We start from the raw sequence: 16,764 nt of genomic DNA, 5'->3' as shown, positions 1-16,764 counted from the left end.
AAAAATCAGTCAGGATGAATCTATTTCACCCGAGGAGTTTTCAATGTTCGCCTCGCTGCCCTTGACCGCCCTTCGCGCCTTCGAATCCGCCTCACGCTTGTTGAGCTTCAAGGCCGCCGCCGAAGAACTGTCGGTCACCCCGACGGCGGTGTCCCATCAGATCCGCTCCCTGGAGAGTTGGCTCGGCGTGCCGTTGTTCGAGCGCTTGCCACGCCAGGTTCGCCTGACCGAGTGCGGCGAACGGCTGTTCCAGAGCCTGCACGGGGCTTTCCTCGAAGTGGCGCAAAGTGTCGATACCCTGCGCCCGCAACGCAGCGGCGCCAACCTGACGGTCTCCACCACCGCTGCCTTCGCCGCGCTGTGGCTGGTTCCACGGCTGGGACGCTTCTACGCCCGGCACCCGAACATCAACGTGCGCCTCGATACCCATTGCGAAGTCATCGATTTGCATCAGGACGCCAGCGTCGATCTGGTGCTGCGCTACAGCCTCGACGATTACCCCAACCTGTACGGCCAATGCCTGTTCGATGAGTCCTTTGGTGTCTACGGCTCCCCCGAACAAGTGGCACTGGCGTTGAGTCGTGCCCCGACACTGATCAGCGTGCGCTGGCACAACTCGAAGCTGTATGCCCACGGCTGGGAGGCCTGGTGCGCTCGCTCCGGCGAAACCTGGCTGAACGGCCGGCCTGCGGTACGCGAATACGACGAAGAGCATTACGCCCTGCAAGCGGCGATTGCCGGGCAAGGTCTGGTGTTGGCAAGTAATATCCTGGTGTCGGAAAGCGTGGCCAGTGGCCTGTTATTGCCGTACCGGGACGAAATCCAGGTCGATGGTGCTGGCTACAGCGCTCTGTGCGTGCCGGGACGCGAACGTCATCCACCGGTTCGGGCGTTTTTTGCGTGGTTGCGTGAAGAAGCATTGTTGTCCGGGCATGCAGTGCGCGGATCAGCGATCAGTTTTTGACGGTCTTGGGCACCTTGCCCGCCTTCATCTGCTCCAGCAACGGCGCGCATTGATTCAGCTCGCCCCCACTCGGCGCCACCAGCGCCAGCAACCCCGCCGCCGGTGCGGCGATCACGCCCAGCGCCACCATCCCGGCTCCACGCAGCATCAACGGCACGGCCTTGACCCCGGCATCGGGCTTGATGAACTTGCCGCGCACATACAGCGGCGAGCGCAATGAAAGCAGGCGCCAGCCCTTGGATTCCGGGGTGATGGTCAGGTCCAGTTGTTCGGTCGCCATGTTAGCGGTGCCGTCGATGTAGATGATGGCGTTCTCGGTGTCGAACACAAACAAGCGGGTACTCGCCAGGCCGGACTGGATACCAAAGTCGGCGGCCGCGCAGTTGATCTTCACTTCCTTGTCGCCAAAGATCTTGCCAACCACGTAGTTGCCGACGTTCAGGCCCGCCAGCTCCATCAGTTCGCGACTGATGGCGCCATCATTGATCAGCATTTTCAAATTGCCATTGGCGCTGCCCAGCAGCTTGGCCACCGAATTGCCGCGCCCACTGATATCAGCATCGCCGTTGAGTTCGCCAAAACTGGTTTTCATCGGCTCAAGGCCGGGGAACAACTGCTTGAGCTTGAAGCCCCGCGCCGTAAGCCTGGCCTGGCCTTCCAGGGGATCGGTGTGGCCGTTCAGGCGAATCTGTGCATCCAGCTTGCCGCCGGCCACGCCGAAGCGCAGCGGTTCAAGGCTGAGCACTCCGTCGGCGAGTACCAGATGGGTATAAAGGTCGTTGAATGGCAGTTTCTCGCTGTGCACGATGCGCTTGCCGGTGAACTCGACATCGGCGTCCATATCGCGCCAGCGATCGGTCTTGAACTCTTCGACCGGCAAAACCTTGTCCGCCGGTTGTTTGCTGTCACCGCCACGGGCCTTCTGCTCGGCGTTGGAGTCGGCACCAATCAGCGGCGCCAGATCGGCGAACAGCAATTGATTGGATAACAATGAACCGCTGAGCTTTGGCCGTGGCTGGCTGGCCACGTAAGTCAGGTTGCCGTGGATGTCGCTCTCGCCGATCTTGCCGTTGAATTCTTCATAGCGGAACACCGCGCCACCGGCCTCGTGCAACCTGGCAATCAGGTGGCCGTCGGTGGCATAGGGTGGCGTGTCCGGCAGGATTACCCCGGTCAGCGGGTAGAGGTTGCCCAGGCTGGTACCGGCCAGTTTCAGACGCAGGTCCAGGGCGCCGAGATTCATCGGATCGGTCAGGGTGCCGGCCAGCTCAACGCCGGAATCGGCGATCTTCACCTGTGCCTGAAGCGGAAACGGTCGCGCCGCGTCCTGTAACGCCAACAACCCGCCAATCTTGCCTTGGCCCGCGAGTTTCTGGCCTTGGTACTGGCCGTTGACCTTGAGGGCGAATGCATAATCCTGAGGGGACGAGCCCTTTTCCTGCGCGGCTTTCGCTGCTTTGTTGCCGACGATGTCGCTGAATGGAACCGGTTTGCCCAATGGATCGATCAACACGTCGAGTTCGGTCTTCAGACTCTGGTCGTCGAGGATGATGTGCCCCTTGTCGAAGCCGATCGCGCCGATATCCACCCCCCAGCTGGAAGGCTCGGCGCTCGGGTCTCTCGGGTCGAATTTGAAAGTCCAGTTGGCACGCCCGTCAGCCAGGCGTTGCAGGTGGGCATTCGGCTCGGTGAGATCGATACGCGGGATCACCACCCGCTGCGCCAGCAATGCCAGGGGTGAAATACGCAGTTCTATCCGCTTGAGGGTGACCATCTGCGGTTGCTTTGACCAGTCAGGATTGCCCAGGCTGAGGTCCTCGGCCACCACGTGGGGCCACGGCACCCAGGCGCGCCAGCCGCTTTCATCGGGTTCGGGCCGCCAGACCACAGACAGATTGCCGTTGATGGCAAAAGTGCGGTGCAGTTCTTCGGAAACTTTGGCGTTGAGTGGCGGTTTGATCCGGTTCCAATCGAAGAACCCGATGATCAGCACCAGTACCGCCAACAAGGCAAGGAGAGTGGAAAGGGTCCAGACAAACGTCTTTTGAGTGCGCGTCATTGCACAGGGCTCCTGATACGACCGGGCGCCCCGACTGCGACGCACATGTGAAACGGTGAACCGGAAACGGCTCGCCATGAAGTCTACGACTGATAAAAATCCGCCAGGTTTAATCGATAGACAGATTTCGCAAAGTCATACAGTGACCAGCTGGTCACCCCGCGTTACCGACCCCGCACTTTTGCATGTCACAGGTGAGTCGAAAATACCCACACCGGTGCAAGTCAACTCGCCGGAAACACCCGGCCTAGAGCCCCTGCAGCAAACAATCAATTCCGTTGATTATTACCATTGCGTTTATGAACTTTTATATCGACTTATCGAGAGTAGCATTGCTCTCGTACCCACTTTTCCGCCCCCCCCCAAGGAGCACAACAATCATGAAACGCCAATTACTGCTTAGCCTTTCACTCTCGTTGCTGGCCAGCACCGCTTTTGCCCTGCCAGCCGCTGACCAGGCTACGCCACAAGTGAAACAGAACCACTCGGTGTTCAGCCAGACCGTCGCCGCCGATGGCTCCGACCGCACTCCACAAGGCCAGACCCTTGCCGAAGGCGGCAATGATCGCCTGAAAGAAAAAGGCCTGATCACCCAGGATGGCTCGGACCGTACTCCACAAGGCCAAACCCTGGCTGCCGATGGTTCCGATCGCACCCCACAAGGCCAGACCCTTGCCGCTGACGGCTCGGATCGCACCCCACAAGGCCAAACCCTGGCTGCCGACGGTTCCGACCGTACTCCACAAGGCCAGACCCTCGCCGCTGACGGCTCGGATCGCACCCCACAAGGTCAAACCCTGGCTGCCGACGGTTCGGACCGCACTCCACAAGGTCAAACCCTCGCTGAAGGCGGTGGTGACCGTGTGATCGAACGCAACAGCGCCCTGAGCTAAGCCCCATGGCCGCCCTGAAAAGAAGCCCAATCCCCGGATTGGGCTTTTGACTTTTCAGCGGTCCGCTTGATAGATGCCGTACGCCCCCGCTCGATCCCCCCACAGTCGTTCGACGCCGACAAAGCCGATTTGCTAGAGTGCGCCGCGTCCCTGTCCAGAAAACGCCCTTGCGATGCTGCCCCGCGCCGAACAGAAGCAACAGACCCGTAACGCCCTGATGGACGCTGCCCGGCGCTTGATGGACGGCGGCCGAGGATTCGGCAGCCTGAGCCTGCGCGAAGTCGCGAAAACCGCCGGCATCGTACCGACCGGTTTTTACCGCCATTTTGCCGATATGGATGAACTGGGCCTGGTGCTGGTCAGCGAAGTCGGCCAGACATTCCGCGAAACCATTCGCCTGGTACGACACAACGAATTCGTGATGGGCGGCATCATCGATGCCTCGGTGCGGATCTTTCTCGACGTGGTCAGCGCCAACCGTTCGCAGTTCCTGTTTCTCGCCCGCGAGCAATACGGCGGTTCGCTGCCGGTGCGCAAGGCCATCGGCCGTTTGCGTGAAGACATCAGTTCGGACCTGGCGGCGGATTTGTCGCTGATGCCGAAACTGCAGCATCTGGACATCGCCGACCTGAGCGTCATGGCGGATCTGATCGTCAAAAGCGTGTTCGCCACCTTGCCGGACATCATCGATCCGCCAACCGAAGCCTTGCCCGAGCACCTGACGCCCCAGGCGAAAATCACCCAGCAACTGCGCTTTATCTTTATCGGCCTCAAGCATTGGCAAGGACTCGGTAGCACCGAGTAACTTTCTGTGGATGAAAACCCTGTGGGAGCGAGCTTGCTCGCGATGAGGGCATGACATCCACCATCTATGTGACAGTTCCACCGCCATCGTCGGAACGCCGCCCGGAACAAGCTCGCTCCCACACTGAAACGCGTCGCGTCATCTTGGTGCGCAAATCAGAAGCAGTGCACCAACTTCACCCGAACTCCTCATCCCGCGCAAGCGCGCCACACAGTTCCGACAGCCATTTCCTACGCCTTCCCCCAATTGGCAAGCCCCTTGCTCTAGCCTGAGCATTGTTCATTGCTGGAAGCCTTCCGATGCTGGTGATTCACCGCAGAATCGACCCTCAACCCGTTTGGGCCGCCGAACTGCACCTGACGTTCGAAGCCCGCAGCAAAAGCCGTTTACGCTGTTTCAGTGCCGAGGGCGAAGACGTCGGGTTGTTTTTGCAGCGCGGCCAGCCGCCATTGCATGACGGCGAATGCCTGCAAGCCGAAGACGGACGAATCGTGCGTGTCTGCGCTCGCCCCGAACAATTGCTGCACGTTACCTGCGCCAATGCCTTCGAACTGACCCGCGCGGCCTATCACCTGGGCAACCGCCATGTCGCCCTGCAGGTCGGCGATGGCTGGTTGCGCCTGCTCGACGATTACGTGCTCAAAGCCATGCTCGAACAACTCGGCGCCGTTGCCTCGAACATCGAGGCGCCGTTCCAGCCGGAACACGGTGCCTATGGCAGTGGCCACCATCATTCGCGTCACGGTGATGAAGACTTCAACTACGCGCCGAAACTGCACCAGTTCGGCGTACGCCCATGAACCCGGCCTGGGCGCTATTGCGCCTGGCCAGTCCGCAATTGCCGATTGGCGGCTACAGCTACTCCCAGGGCCTGGAAATGGCGGTGGATAACGGCCGTGTTCACGATTCCGACAGCGCCCGACGCTGGATCAGCGATCAGTTGTTGCTGAACCTGGCCCGCTTCGAAGCACCGTTGCTGCTCGCCCATTGCATGGCCGCCAATGAGGACAACTGGGGCCAATTGCTGCAACGCTGCGAGGAACACCGCGCCAGTCGCGAAACCCGCGAGCTGCATCAGGAGAGCCGGCAGATGGGCTACTCGTTGCAGCAACTGCTCAACGGCTTGCCGGAACTCGACACTGCCGCCCGCGCCTTCCTCGAACAACGCACCGAGCCACATCTGGCTCTGGGTTGGGCGTTGGCCGCACGTGCCTGGCAGATCGACCCGCAGGACGCCCTGGCCGCGTGGCTGTGGAGCTGGCTGGAGAACCAGTTGGCGGTGCTGATGAAGACCTTGCCATTGGGTCAGCAAGCCGCCCAACGCCTGACCAGCGAACTGTTACCGCTACTTCAACAGGCTCAACAGAACGCCACTCGAATCGATCCCGATCATTACGGCAGCGCCGCTTTCGGCCTGTCCCTGGCGTGCATGGCCCATGAGCGCCAATACAGCCGCCTGTTCCGTTCCTAGGAGAACCACATGAACACACAACCCCTGCGTGTCGGCATCGGCGGCCCGGTCGGCTCCGGTAAAACCGCCCTGACCCTGGCCCTGTGCCTGGCCCTGCGCGAGCGCTACAACCTGGCCGTCGTGACCAACGACATCTACACCCGCGAAGACGCCGACTTTCTGGTGCGCAACGAAGCCCTGGCGCCGGAACGCATCATCGGTGTGGAAACCGGCGGCTGCCCGCACACGGCCATCCGCGAAGACGCCTCGATCAACCTCGAAGCCGTTGATCAACTCAATCGCCGTTTTCCGGGGCTGGACCTGATTCTCGTGGAGTCCGGTGGCGACAACCTCTCCGCAACCTTCAGCCCGGAACTGTCCGACCTGACCATCTACGTGATCGACGTGTCCGCCGGCGACAAGCTGCCGCGCAAGGGCGGACCGGGGATCTGCAAATCCGACCTGCTGGTGATCAACAAGATCGACCTGGCGCCGCTGGTCGGCGCCTCGCTGGAGATGATGAACAGCGACACCCAGCGCATGCGCAACGGCAAGCCATTCGTGTTCAGCAATCAGAAAACCGGCCTGGGCCTGGAAGAAATCATCGCCTTCATCGAACGCCAGGGTTTGCTGACCGCGGCCTGATTACGACTTATCAACAAGGAAGCTTATCCATGACACTGAAACGCATTCTGTCTGCCCTGGCCCTGCTGCTGACGCCGGCCCTCGCCTTCGCCCATCCGGGGCACGACGACAATGGCTTGATCGCCGGTATCAGCCATCCGCTTGGCGGTCTCGATCACCTGCTGGCGATGCTCGCGGTGGGGTTGTGGGCGGCGCAGCAGAAAGGTGCTGCGCGCTGGGCGCTGCCGTGCACATTCGTGGGCACCATGCTGATCGGCGGCTTGCTGGGTTTTGAAGGGCTGAACCTGCCGGCGCTGGAAAACGGGATTGCGGCATCGGTATTGGCGCTGGGCTTGGCGGTGGCGTTGGCGGTGCGCCCACCACTGGGCATGGCGGTGGCTGTGACGGCGTTATTTGCTCTGCTCCATGGCGTGGCCCATGGCCTGGAGCTGCCGGAGATGTCGAGTCCATGGACCTACGCCACAGGCTTCGTCTCGGCAACGGCGGTGTTGCACGCGGCAGGTTATGCGCTGGTACGGGCATTGCCGCAGGCGGCGGCACCCTTGGTTCGACTGGCGGGTGCGGCTTCGGCGGCGACCGGGGTGTGGTTGTTGGCGGGTTGATTCCTCAGCGCCAGACCTGACCTCTTCGCGGACTTGCTCCGGGCGACGTTCCGACGAAGGCAGCCTGAAAGACACCGCGTCTCTCGGGTGTGCCTCTCTGCTAACATGTCGCGCAATCGCCCCTGCCGTGACGACGCCAGCCAATGCCGCCTGTTTCCCGCTCTGCCTCTCAGCCTGAATTGACCGCCCTGTTCGCCTCGGTGCAACAGCATTTCCTGAACGTCATCGTGCCGCTCTGGCAAGGTCCGGGCTGGAATGCCGACATGGCGTTGCCTTACGAGGCGCTGGATGCCGAACACCAGCCGCTGCCCCCGCAACGCTACCGGGCCATGGCCTGTGCGCGGCAGTTGTACCTGTTTGCCAGCCTGATCGGTCAGGTGCCTGGTGCCCAAGAACGCGCCGCCGCGCTGTTCCGCTCATTGCAGCGCCACTTCCACGATGCCGAGCATGGTGGCTGGTTCTACAGCGTTGATGCACAAGGGGCGCCGCTGGACTCACGCAAAGACCTCTACACCCACGCCTTCATCCTGTTCGCCTGCGCCCATTACTGGGACAAGGTCCGCGAGCCATTGGTCGAGTCGGTACTCAACGCCTCGCTGGAAGTGATTGCCCAGCGTTTCGCCACGGACGACGGTCTGTACGAAGCCACACTCGACCGCGACTGGTCATCGCTGGACAGCGGCCCTTTGCAAAACCCGCTGATGCACCTGGCCGAAGCATTCCTCGCCACCCTCTCGGTGCGTGAAGATCTCGATGTGCAACACGCACTCGTCGAGTTATGCACAGCCATGCACGCGCGCTTCATCGATCCGCAATGGGGTGTGTTGATGGAAAAGCCGCTGGGGTCTGTGGATAACTGGTTTGAACCGGGGCATCAGTTCGAATGGTATTTCCTGCTGGAATCCTCGGCGCTGCTACGCCATTCGACGCTGCATGCCGATCTGGAGCGGGCTTTTGCCTTTACCGAACACGTGGGCGTCGATCAGCAGACTGGTGCGGTGCGGGCGATGCTCGACTTCACAGCGGATGGCGGCATCCGGGACGCCACGCAGCGTATCTGGGCGCAGGCCGAATACCTGCGCGCGTTGACGCTGCGACCGGACAGCGAAGCGGATGTACTGCGCCAGTTGCAGGCGTTGCAGCAGCGCTCGCTGCATGCCGGTGGCTGGTACGAATGCCGTGACGAACAAGGGGAGGTCAGCCGCCGCGACATGCCTTCGACCACGCCCTATCACCTGGCGACCTGCTATCGCGGGTTGGCAGAGTATCTCGGCTGACTGTGTGGCGAGGGGGCAAGCCCCTCGCCACACAGTGGCGTCCCATCACTCAATCCACTTGCGGTCCCCGGTAAAGCTGATGGTCAGCCATCGCGCGGCGTCCGGCTCACCAAGCTTTGTGGAAATTTGCTCGCGCAGACTGTCCAGTTGCCCCACACCGTCCAGCCAGTAATCCTTCGGCAATACGATGTGAATCTCGATGAAACAGGCCCTGCCGTGTTTCTGCACGTAGGAAATGTAATCGTCGAAACCATGCTCGACCTTCGCCACGTCCATGACCTGACGCACCTTGTCGTCCAGTTGATCCGGGACAATTCCCAACACATCGCGCAAGGCCGGCCCGAGGATTTTGAATGCCGGGGGAAGCATGCCCAAGGCCAGCAGAATCAGGATCATCGGATCGACATACACCGCCCACTTGTCGTACCCCTGAGTCTTGAGCAGCAGCGCGATCAGGAAACTCACCAGCAGTCCCGCCGACAGCATCGCGTCCACCAGCCAACTGATGTTGTCGAACTGAATGAGCGATGATTTGAGTGTGCGATTGCGATGGCGGACGTAGAAAAAATAAATCAGTTCAACGACGGTAAACACCGCCGCATAGAGGATTACCAGGCCGAGCTCGACCTCGCGGCCTCCATTGATGATGCCGAACACACCGTTGAGAAACGCATAAACGGCCACCAGGAATATGAAACAACCTTCGATCACCAGCACCATGGGCTCCAGGTGCCAGGAACCGAACTGGAAGCGCTGGTTGCTTTCCTTGGCGATCAGCCGGGCGGTGATCAGCATCAAGACCTTGATGAAGGCTGCGATTAACGAAAAGAAGCCATCGAACAGGATGGATTGGGCGCCTGAAACAAAACCGGTGATGATCCCGGCAAATGTCACGGCGAGCATCAGGAAGGTCGATTGCTTGAGCAGGGACTGCTCGCCTCGATTACTCACTTGATCTCCTCTAATACCTCTAGACCGCCGGGTGTGGCGGGTTGCTTGAGGGAGGAGTCTAGCTGATGTCCTGTTTTGTCTGTTCCGGCCCCTTCGCGAGCAGGCTCGCTCCCACAGATTCAACGCGATCCTTGTGGGAGCGAGCCCGCTCGCGAATAGCCGTTACACGATCTTATGATTTACGGTCGATGGCAAACCCGGCCCAGGTCTGGCTCACCGGCATCAATTCCAGGCTGTTGATGTTGATGTGCGCCGGGGCGTTGAGCACCCAGAAGATGGTTTCGGCGATGTCTTGCGGCTGAATCGCCTCCGCGCCGGCGTAAGTGGCGTTGTAGCGCTCCTGGTCACCGGCAAAACGCACCAGCGAGAACTCGCTCTCGCACAGGCCCGGCTCGATGTTGCTGACCCGTACGCCCGTGCCTTGCAGGTCGCAGCGCAGGTTCAGGGAGAACTGTTTGACGAACGCCTTGGTCGCGCCATACACGTGGCTGCCCGGGTACGGATAGTTGCCGGCGATGGAACCCAGGTTGACGATGCCGGCACCACGACCGTGGGCAATCAGGCGTGGCAACAGCAGACGGGTGCTGTACATCAGGCCTTTGACGTTGGTATCGACCATGGTGTCCCAATCGTCCAGGTCGCACTTGGGCGCCGGATCAACACCCAGGGCCAGTCCGGCGTTGTTGATCAACCCGCGCAGTTTGGCGAAGGATGGCGGCAGATTGGCAATCGCCTCCTCCATGGCCTTGCGATCACGCACATCGAGCACCAGGCCATGGACTTCCGTTTGCTTGGACAGCTCGGCGCACAGCGCATTGAGCCGCTCTTCACGACGGCCCGTCAGCACCAGTTTCCAGCCGGCCTCGGCAAAACGACGGGCACAGGCTTCACCAAAACCGGAGGTCGCGCCGGTAATAAACAGGGTGTTGGACATCGTGTTCTCCTTGCTTCGGCTGATCGCCAGCCATTGGAATAGAAAATCAGCAGGCAGCATGCCCGGCCTTGTTCGCAGCGGCAACCACCACTCAAACTGTTCAAAAAACGCTCAACCCCGACAAGCCCTTGACCTGCGTAGCCTGCAGCCATGTGCCCGCACGTTATCCACAGGCCGGTCCACAGTCTTTGGGGGCAAGTGGAAAAGCTGCAAGCCGCTATCCACAAGGCTTTGCGTGGGGTTTTAAAACTTTTTTGCTTGACCCTCAAGCGCCTGCTGTGTAGCCCTTGGCCATTTTCATGACTGACGGGTCAAACCGGCGATGGCGCCAAGCCAGTAACCACGGCCTTCAGCGAAGTCTTTCCAGAGTTTAATCACAGACTTATCCACAGGCTTATCCACGCTGATTCAGCACACTTTCATCACGAACAAAAAGGTTGACAAAGCGACCTTGAAGTTGCGCAAAACCACCTGATCAAAAAACAACCACATCTCTGCGGACCACGGAATCAAAGGCTTCCAGACAGCTACTCCCACGTTATTCACAGCTGGTTCCACAGCAAACGGGGACAAGTCAAAACCGTGACAAAACAACTATTTGCAGCGGCTTTATGTCGCGCTTCGGGAGCTTGGAAATATTGTTTTCCACAATTTCCCGGAGGCACGCCAAGAACCCTGTGGGAGCAAGCCCGCTCCCACAGGGTTTTGTGGTGTCAGGAGAAATAAAAAAGCCCCGGCGATTGCGCGCCGGGGCTTGTGCATAACCACTGAAACTCAGTGCCCGCCGAGGTAGGCGTTGCGCACATCCTCGTTGACCAGCAGCTCCTTGCCAGTGCCGGTCATGCGGATTTCGCCGTTGACCATCACGTATGCCCGGTCCGACAGACGCAGGGCGTGGTTGGCGTTCTGCTCCACCAGGAAGATGGTCATGCCGGTCTTGGCCAGTTCACGCAGGGTCGCGAAGATCTGCTTCACCACGATCGGCGCCAGGCCCAGGCTCGGCTCATCCAGCAGCAGCAACTTGGGCCGGCTCATCAGGGCCCGGGCGATGGCGAGCATCTGCTGCTCGCCGCCGGACATGGTCATCGCCCGCTGGGTACGCCGCTCTTCGAGCCGCGGGAACAGCTCGAACATGCGTTGCATGTCTTCCTTGGCGTACTTGTCACCGATGGGGATGGTGCCCATCAGCAGGTTTTCCTCGACGGTCATGTCGGGGAACACCCGCCGCCCTTCCGGCGACTGCGCGATGCCGTTGGAGGCGATGTAGTGAGACGACTTGTGGGTAATATCCACGCCTTGATAAAGGATCTGCCCGTCGGCTGCCCGAGGCTGGCCGAAGATCGACATCAGCAGGGTCGACTTGCCGGCACCGTTGGACCCGATCAGGCTGACGGTTTCACCTTCGTTGATGTGCAGCGAAACACCCTTGAGGGCCTGGATCGGGCCGTAGAACACGTCCAGTTCCTTGAGTTGGAGGATGGGTTTGCTCATACCACCTCCTCTTCATCGGCGCCCAGGTAGGCGGCAATCACTTTCGGGTCGTGGCGGATCGCGTCGGGACCTCCCTCGGCGATGACGATGCCGTGGTCCAGCACCACGATGTGGTCGGAAATGCTCATTACCATGCCCATGTCGTGTTCGATCAGCACCACGGTCAGATCGTGCTCGTCGCGCAGCAGCCGGATCATCGCGCTCAGCGCTTCGGTTTCCTGAGGGTTAAGGCCGGCGGCCGGTTCGTCGAGGCAGATGATCTGCGGACGGGTGCACATGGCCCGGGCGATTTCCAGGCGGCGTTGCTGACCGTAGGACAGCTCACCGGCCAGGCGGTTGGCGCAGTCCACCAGATCCACAACTTCCAGCCAGTAGAACGCGTGGTCCAGCGCATCGCTTTCGGCCTTGCGATAACCTTTGGTATTGAGGATGCCGGCGAGCATGCTGCGGTTGACCCACATGTGTTGGGCCACCAGCAGGTTTTCCAGCACCGACATTTCCTTGAACAGGCGAATGTTCTGGAACGTACGCGCCAGCCCGGCACGGTTCACCAGATGAGTGCCGCCGAACGCCTTGTAGAACAGCCGGCTGGCAAAAGCTTTCGGCGAGAAGAAGTCGGTCGGCTTGAACGATTCGCCCAGCAGTTTGATGACGTTGGTCTGTTGGCCGCGCACGTTGAGTTCGATCTTGCCGCCGGAGGCCTTGTAGAACCCCGTCAGGCAGTTGAACACCGTGGTCTTGCCGGCACCGTTGGGGCCGATCAGGGCGAAGATCGAATTGCGTTTGACCTTCAGGCTGACATCGTTCAACGCCTTGATGCCGCCGAAGTGCATCATCAGTTTTTCGACACTGAGTACGACTTCGCTCATGGCGCTACTCCTTTACGCGGGGTCACACCGGTACGGCTGATCCGAATCAGGCCGCGCGGTCGCCAGATCATCATCAACACCATCAGGATGCCGAACAACAGCACGCGGTACTCGGCAAAGCCACGCAGCAGTTCAGGGGCAACGGTCAGCACGAAGGCCGCAATCACCACGCCGATGGTCGAACCCATGCCGCCCAGTACCACGATGGCGAGGATCAGCGCCGATTCGAAGAAGGTGAACGAGGTCGGGTTGACGAAGCCCTGGTAGGTGGCGAAGAACACACCGGCCAGCCCGGCAGTCGAAGCACCGATGGTGAATGCCGAGAGCTTGACCAGTACGTGGTTCAGGCCCATGGAGCGGCAGGCGATTTCGTCTTCACGCAGGGCTTCCCAGGCGCGGCCGACCGGCATGCGGGTCAGGCGATGCTTGATGTACAGCACGGCCAGCACCACCAGGAACAGCACCGCGTAAACGAAGTAGTACTTCACATCCGGGTTGTAGCTGAGGCCGAAGAACTCGTGGAACGGTACGCCGCCATCCTTCGCCCGCTTGCCGAACTCGAGGCCGAAGAAGGTCGGCAGCGGCGCCGGCATGCCGTTCGGGCCGCCAGTCAGGGACAACCAGTTGTTAAGGATCAGGCGAATGATTTCACCGAAGCCCAAGGTCACGATCGCCAGGTAGTCACCGTGCAAACGCAACACCGGGAAACCGAGGATGCAACCGGCCAGGCCGGCGGTAATCGCCGCCAGCGGCAACACGGTCCAGAAGCCCAACCCCAGGTATTGGTAGCCGAGCGCCAGGCCGTAGGCGCCGATGGCGTAGAACGCCACGTAACCCAGGTCGAGCAGGCCGGCCAGGCCGACCACGATGTTCAGCCCCAGCCCCAGCAGTACGTAGATCAGCCCGAGGATGACCACGCCCAGCAGATAGGAGTTGGAGAAAAACGGGAACACCACGGCAATCGCAATGACCAGCGGGATGACCCAGCGCAGCCGCGACTTGTAGTCCGGTGCCCGCACGTGTACGCCGGAACCGGTGACTTCAAAGCCTTCGAGGATTTTCAGGCCCTTGGGGGTTTGCAGGAACAGGCTCAAGGCAAACCGGCCGCCCATGACGATGGCAATGATCCAGGCGACCCGGGTTGGCTCCAGGTTGAAACCGTAGCCGTCGAGCACGACGCCAACGATCGGCCCGAACACGATCAGGGCAATGAGGCCGGAGAGAATCGCGTCAACCAGGCTTTTTTTGATATCGATTGTTTTATGAGTGGTTGTTGAAGACATCGCTTACACCTTCGACACAAGAGGACGGCCGAGAAGGCCTTGGGGCCGAAAGACCAGAACGAGGACCAGCAGCGAGAAGCTGAAAACGTCCTTGTAGTCCGAGTTGACCAGGCCCGAGAACAGCGACTCGGAGATGCCGAGGATGATCCCGCCGAGCATGGCGCCAGGCAGCGAGCCGATCCCGCCGAGTACCGCTGCGGTGAAGGCCTTGATGCCAATGACGAAGCCTGCGTAGAAGTCGAAAGTGCCATAGTTCATGGTGATCAGCACGCCGGCCAGGGCCGCCATGGCTGCACCGATGATGAACACGTAGGAGATCACCCGGTCGGTGTTGATCCCCAGGATCGAGGCCATCTTGCGGTCTTGCTGGGTGGCGCGGCACATGCGACCGAGCTTGGTGTACTTGATGACGTAGGTCAGCAGGCCCATCCCGACAAAGGCGGCGACCAGAATGAAGATCTTGGTGTAGGTGAGCTGCACGAAGCCGCTCCCGACATCGATTCGCCATGCACCGGTCAGCAGGGTCGGAACGCCCTGTTGGCGAGCGCCCTGGGAGATCTGTGCATAGTTTTGCAGGATCAGCGAGATCCCAATGGCACTGATCAGCGGTGCCAGTCGGGTGGAGTTGCGCAGCGGCTTGTAGGCGATGCGCTCGATGACCCAGCCATACACCCCCGTCACGACGATGGTGAAGACCAGTGTGCCGAGCATCAGCAGCGGGAAGGATTCAATACCGAAGTAAGCCAGCAGAGCCAGACTGATTGCCGCGAGGTAAGCGGAAATCATGTAAACCTCGCCGTGGGCGAAGTTGATCATGCCGATGATGCCATAGACCATTGTGTAGCCGATGGCGATCAGGCCATAGACCGACCCGAGGGTCAGGCCGTTGACCATTTGCTGCAGGAAAATACCATCCATAACGCAATCTCACGCAATGAGAACCTGCACAGGCGGCTGTGCGGTTCTTCTAAGAAAAATACAGATATACGTCGGAGCAATGTCAGCCACGATCAGCTCGACCACCACCGCTCCCCCTTGTAGGAGCGAGCCTGCTCGCGATAGCGGTTGAACATTCAACACATGTGTTGTCTGCCAGTCCGTCATCGCGAGCAGGCTCGCTCCCACAGTGAGACCTGTGGGGCTCAGCCGATCAAGTCAGCCCTTACTTCTGTTTTTCCAGCTGGTGGTATTTGCCGTCCTTGTCCCACTGGTAAACCACGTAGTCGGAGATTTTCAGGTCGCCCTTGCTGTCCCAGGTCTTCTCGCCCATGACAGTCTTGACCGGGTTGGCTTTCAGCCACTTGGCAGCGTCTTCGCCCTTGTTGGACTTGGCGCCATTGAAGGCTGCGGCCAGGGCTTGAACCGAAGCGTAGGCATACAGGGTGTAGCCTTCAGGCTCGTAGCCAGTCTTGCGGAACGTGTCCACCACGGCCTTGCTGTCCGGCAGCAGACGCGGGTCGGCGCCGAAGGTCATCAACACGCCGTCGACGTATTGCGGGCCACCAGCAGTGGTCACCAATTCGTCGGTCACGATGCCGTCGTCGGACATGAATTTCACGTCTTTGAGGCCTTCGGTGCGCAGTTGTTTAACCAGTGGACCGGCTTCCGGGTGCAAACCACCGAAGTAGACCACGTCGGCACCGGCCGCACGGATCTTGGTCACGATGGCGCTGAAGTCTTTCTCGCCGCGGGTCAGGCCTTCATACAGCACCGGCGTGACGCCGCGCTTGATCAGTTGTGCCTTGGTGGCATCCGCCAAGCCCTGACCGTAGGTGTCCTTGTCGTGCAGCACGACAACCTTTTTACCCTTGAGCACATCGACGATGTAGTCGCCGGCGACAATACCCTGCTGGTCGTCACGTCCGCACATACGGAACATGGCACTCAGCCCACGCTCGGTGACCTGCGGATTGGTGGAACCCGGAGTGATCGCAATGATCCCTGCCTCGTCGTAGATTTCTGAGGCGGGAATGGTGTTGGAAGAGCAGAAGTGACCGACTACACCGGCGACTTTCTGGTTGGTCAGGTCCTTGGCGACCGTCACAGCCTGTTTCGGTTCGCAGGCGTCATCGCCCTTGACCAGTACGATTTTTTCCCCGTTCACGCCGCCCGCTGCGTTCACCGCATCGGCTGCTGCCTGTGCACCCTTCATGTACTGCTCGCCAAATGCCGCGTTGGCGCCTGTCATCGGGCCCGCCACACCGATTTTCACGTCAGCTTGTGCAAATGCAGAAACACCCAGCGCAGTTGCCACTGCGAGAGCCAGAAAGCCTTTCTTGTAAAACGTATGGGACATGAGGTGGTGCTCCATGGTTTTTTTTAATTGGCACTGCGACTTCACTGAATGCTCAGAGCAAGGGCCGTGCCATCGGTTTTTTATTCTGAGAAAAGTCGCTGCTTTCTTGTTATTTGGACTGTTTCGGGCCCATTTTCATTGGGCGTGCAACCGTCTAAACCGCGGAAGGTAAAACCATTATTTTTTTGAGGCGCAACCCGCCTGCGCCATCATTGCAACCGCAGCATTAAACGACGTGCAACCAG

Annotated in this window: 16 protein-coding genes; 8 read left to right on the top strand and 8 right to left on the bottom strand. The window is 60.2% G+C overall.

Going from position 1 to position 16,764, the window contains the following annotated elements; translation table 11 throughout:
• The first annotated feature begins 43 nt into the window (after positions 1–43).
• On the top strand, positions 44–964 hold the full coding sequence (locus CAF65_RS17790; RefSeq protein ID WP_085717452.1) for a LysR substrate-binding domain-containing protein: 921 nt from the start codon (positions 44–46) through the stop codon (positions 962–964).
• Here CAF65_RS17790 and CAF65_RS17785 read toward each other — a convergent pair.
• Positions 954–3,023, bottom strand: coding sequence for an AsmA family protein (locus CAF65_RS17785; protein ID WP_085717451.1), 2,070 nt, complete (start codon positions 3,021–3,023; stop codon positions 954–956). The genes CAF65_RS17790 and CAF65_RS17785 overlap by 11 nt on opposite strands.
• 380 nt (positions 3,024–3,403) lie before the next feature.
• Between CAF65_RS17785 and CAF65_RS17780 the strand changes: the two genes are divergently transcribed.
• From CAF65_RS17780 to CAF65_RS17750, 7 genes are all read left to right on the top strand, one after another.
• Complete coding sequence (locus CAF65_RS17780; RefSeq protein ID WP_085717450.1) at positions 3,404–3,916, top strand: hypothetical protein; 513 nt, start codon at positions 3,404–3,406, stop codon at positions 3,914–3,916.
• A 172-nt stretch (positions 3,917–4,088) separates the two neighbouring features.
• Complete coding sequence (locus CAF65_RS17775) at positions 4,089–4,721, top strand: TetR family transcriptional regulator (protein ID WP_008016847.1); 633 nt, start codon at positions 4,089–4,091, stop codon at positions 4,719–4,721.
• A 299-nt stretch (positions 4,722–5,020) separates the two neighbouring features.
• A complete protein-coding gene (gene ureE / locus CAF65_RS17770; RefSeq protein WP_085717449.1) occupies positions 5,021–5,521 on the top strand; it encodes an urease accessory protein UreE in 501 nt (166 codons plus the stop codon).
• On the top strand, positions 5,518–6,192 hold the full coding sequence (locus CAF65_RS17765; RefSeq protein ID WP_085717448.1) for an urease accessory protein UreF: 675 nt from the start codon (positions 5,518–5,520) through the stop codon (positions 6,190–6,192). Before ureE ends, CAF65_RS17765 begins: the two co-directional genes overlap by 4 nt.
• A 9-nt stretch (positions 6,193–6,201) precedes the next feature.
• Positions 6,202–6,816, top strand: coding sequence for an urease accessory protein UreG (gene ureG, locus CAF65_RS17760; RefSeq protein WP_046039876.1), 615 nt, complete (start codon positions 6,202–6,204; stop codon positions 6,814–6,816).
• Between the two features lie 29 nt (positions 6,817–6,845).
• The gene (locus tag CAF65_RS17755) at positions 6,846–7,418 is read left to right on the top strand and encodes a HupE/UreJ family protein (protein WP_085717447.1); all 573 of its coding nucleotides are present in this window, start codon (positions 6,846–6,848) and stop codon (positions 7,416–7,418) included.
• Positions 7,419–7,561: 143 nt separating this feature from the next.
• Positions 7,562–8,695, top strand: coding sequence for an AGE family epimerase/isomerase (locus tag CAF65_RS17750; RefSeq protein WP_085717446.1), 1,134 nt, complete (start codon positions 7,562–7,564; stop codon positions 8,693–8,695).
• Between the two features lie 45 nt (positions 8,696–8,740).
• Here CAF65_RS17750 and CAF65_RS17745 read toward each other — a convergent pair whose 3' ends face one another.
• From CAF65_RS17745 to CAF65_RS17710, 7 genes are all read right to left on the bottom strand, one after another.
• A complete protein-coding gene (locus CAF65_RS17745) occupies positions 8,741–9,646 on the bottom strand; it encodes a cation diffusion facilitator family transporter (RefSeq protein WP_085717445.1) in 906 nt (301 codons plus the stop codon).
• A gap of 172 nt (positions 9,647–9,818) precedes the next feature.
• Positions 9,819–10,580 carry an SDR family oxidoreductase gene (locus CAF65_RS17740; protein WP_085717444.1) on the bottom strand — a complete coding sequence of 254 codons (762 nt, stop codon included), beginning with the start codon at positions 10,578–10,580 and terminating at the stop codon, positions 9,819–9,821.
• Positions 10,581–11,354: 774 nt separating this feature from the next.
• On the bottom strand, positions 11,355–12,071 hold the full coding sequence (locus tag CAF65_RS17730) for an ABC transporter ATP-binding protein (RefSeq protein ID WP_085717443.1): 717 nt from the start codon (positions 12,069–12,071) through the stop codon (positions 11,355–11,357).
• On the bottom strand, positions 12,068–12,940 hold the full coding sequence (locus CAF65_RS17725; RefSeq protein ID WP_085717442.1) for an ABC transporter ATP-binding protein: 873 nt from the start codon (positions 12,938–12,940) through the stop codon (positions 12,068–12,070). Before CAF65_RS17725 ends, CAF65_RS17730 begins: the two co-directional genes overlap by 4 nt.
• Positions 12,937–14,223, bottom strand: coding sequence for a high-affinity branched-chain amino acid ABC transporter permease LivM (livM, locus tag CAF65_RS17720; RefSeq protein WP_085717441.1), 1,287 nt, complete (start codon positions 14,221–14,223; stop codon positions 12,937–12,939). The genes CAF65_RS17725 and livM overlap by 4 nt, the downstream gene beginning before the upstream one ends.
• Positions 14,224–14,226: 3 nt before the next feature.
• Positions 14,227–15,141 carry a branched-chain amino acid ABC transporter permease LivH gene (locus CAF65_RS17715; protein ID WP_085717440.1) on the bottom strand — a complete coding sequence of 305 codons (915 nt, stop codon included), beginning with the start codon at positions 15,139–15,141 and terminating at the stop codon, positions 14,227–14,229.
• A gap of 244 nt (positions 15,142–15,385) precedes the next feature.
• Positions 15,386–16,519, bottom strand: a complete 1,134-nt coding sequence (locus tag CAF65_RS17710; protein ID WP_085717439.1) for an ABC transporter substrate-binding protein — start codon at positions 16,517–16,519, stop codon at positions 15,386–15,388.
• Between the last annotated feature and the right edge of the window lie 245 nt (positions 16,520–16,764).

Source organism: Pseudomonas sp. B28(2017) (assembly GCF_002113025.1).
Classification (GTDB): Bacteria; Pseudomonadota; Gammaproteobacteria; order Pseudomonadales; family Pseudomonadaceae; genus Aquipseudomonas.
The sequence above is the reverse complement of the archived record's forward strand: the minus strand, read 5'-3'. Positions and strand labels throughout refer to the sequence as shown.

Coding starts and splice junctions, on each gene's coding strand:
- livM (WP_085717441.1), bottom strand. CDS start 14,223: ATGTCTTCAACAACCACTCATAAAACAATCGATATCAAAAAAAGCCTG.
- CAF65_RS17790 (WP_085717452.1), top strand. CDS start 44: ATGTTCGCCTCGCTGCCCTTGACCGCCCTTCGCGCCTTCGAATCCGCC.
- CAF65_RS17730 (WP_085717443.1), bottom strand. CDS start 12,071: ATGAGCAAACCCATCCTCCAACTCAAGGAACTGGACGTGTTCTACGGC.
- CAF65_RS17780 (WP_085717450.1), top strand. CDS start 3,404: ATGAAACGCCAATTACTGCTTAGCCTTTCACTCTCGTTGCTGGCCAGC.
- CAF65_RS17740 (WP_085717444.1), bottom strand. CDS start 10,580: ATGTCCAACACCCTGTTTATTACCGGCGCGACCTCCGGTTTTGGTGAA.
- CAF65_RS17725 (WP_085717442.1), bottom strand. CDS start 12,940: ATGAGCGAAGTCGTACTCAGTGTCGAAAAACTGATGATGCACTTCGGC.
- CAF65_RS17785 (WP_085717451.1), bottom strand. CDS start 3,023: ATGACGCGCACTCAAAAGACGTTTGTCTGGACCCTTTCCACTCTCCTT.
- CAF65_RS17775 (WP_008016847.1), top strand. CDS start 4,089: ATGCTGCCCCGCGCCGAACAGAAGCAACAGACCCGTAACGCCCTGATG.
- CAF65_RS17710 (WP_085717439.1), bottom strand. CDS start 16,519: ATGTCCCATACGTTTTACAAGAAAGGCTTTCTGGCTCTCGCAGTGGCA.
- CAF65_RS17715 (WP_085717440.1), bottom strand. CDS start 15,141: ATGGATGGTATTTTCCTGCAGCAAATGGTCAACGGCCTGACCCTCGGG.
- CAF65_RS17765 (WP_085717448.1), top strand. CDS start 5,518: ATGAACCCGGCCTGGGCGCTATTGCGCCTGGCCAGTCCGCAATTGCCG.
- CAF65_RS17755 (WP_085717447.1), top strand. CDS start 6,846: ATGACACTGAAACGCATTCTGTCTGCCCTGGCCCTGCTGCTGACGCCG.
- ureG (WP_046039876.1), top strand. CDS start 6,202: ATGAACACACAACCCCTGCGTGTCGGCATCGGCGGCCCGGTCGGCTCC.
- ureE (WP_085717449.1), top strand. CDS start 5,021: ATGCTGGTGATTCACCGCAGAATCGACCCTCAACCCGTTTGGGCCGCC.
- CAF65_RS17750 (WP_085717446.1), top strand. CDS start 7,562: ATGCCGCCTGTTTCCCGCTCTGCCTCTCAGCCTGAATTGACCGCCCTG.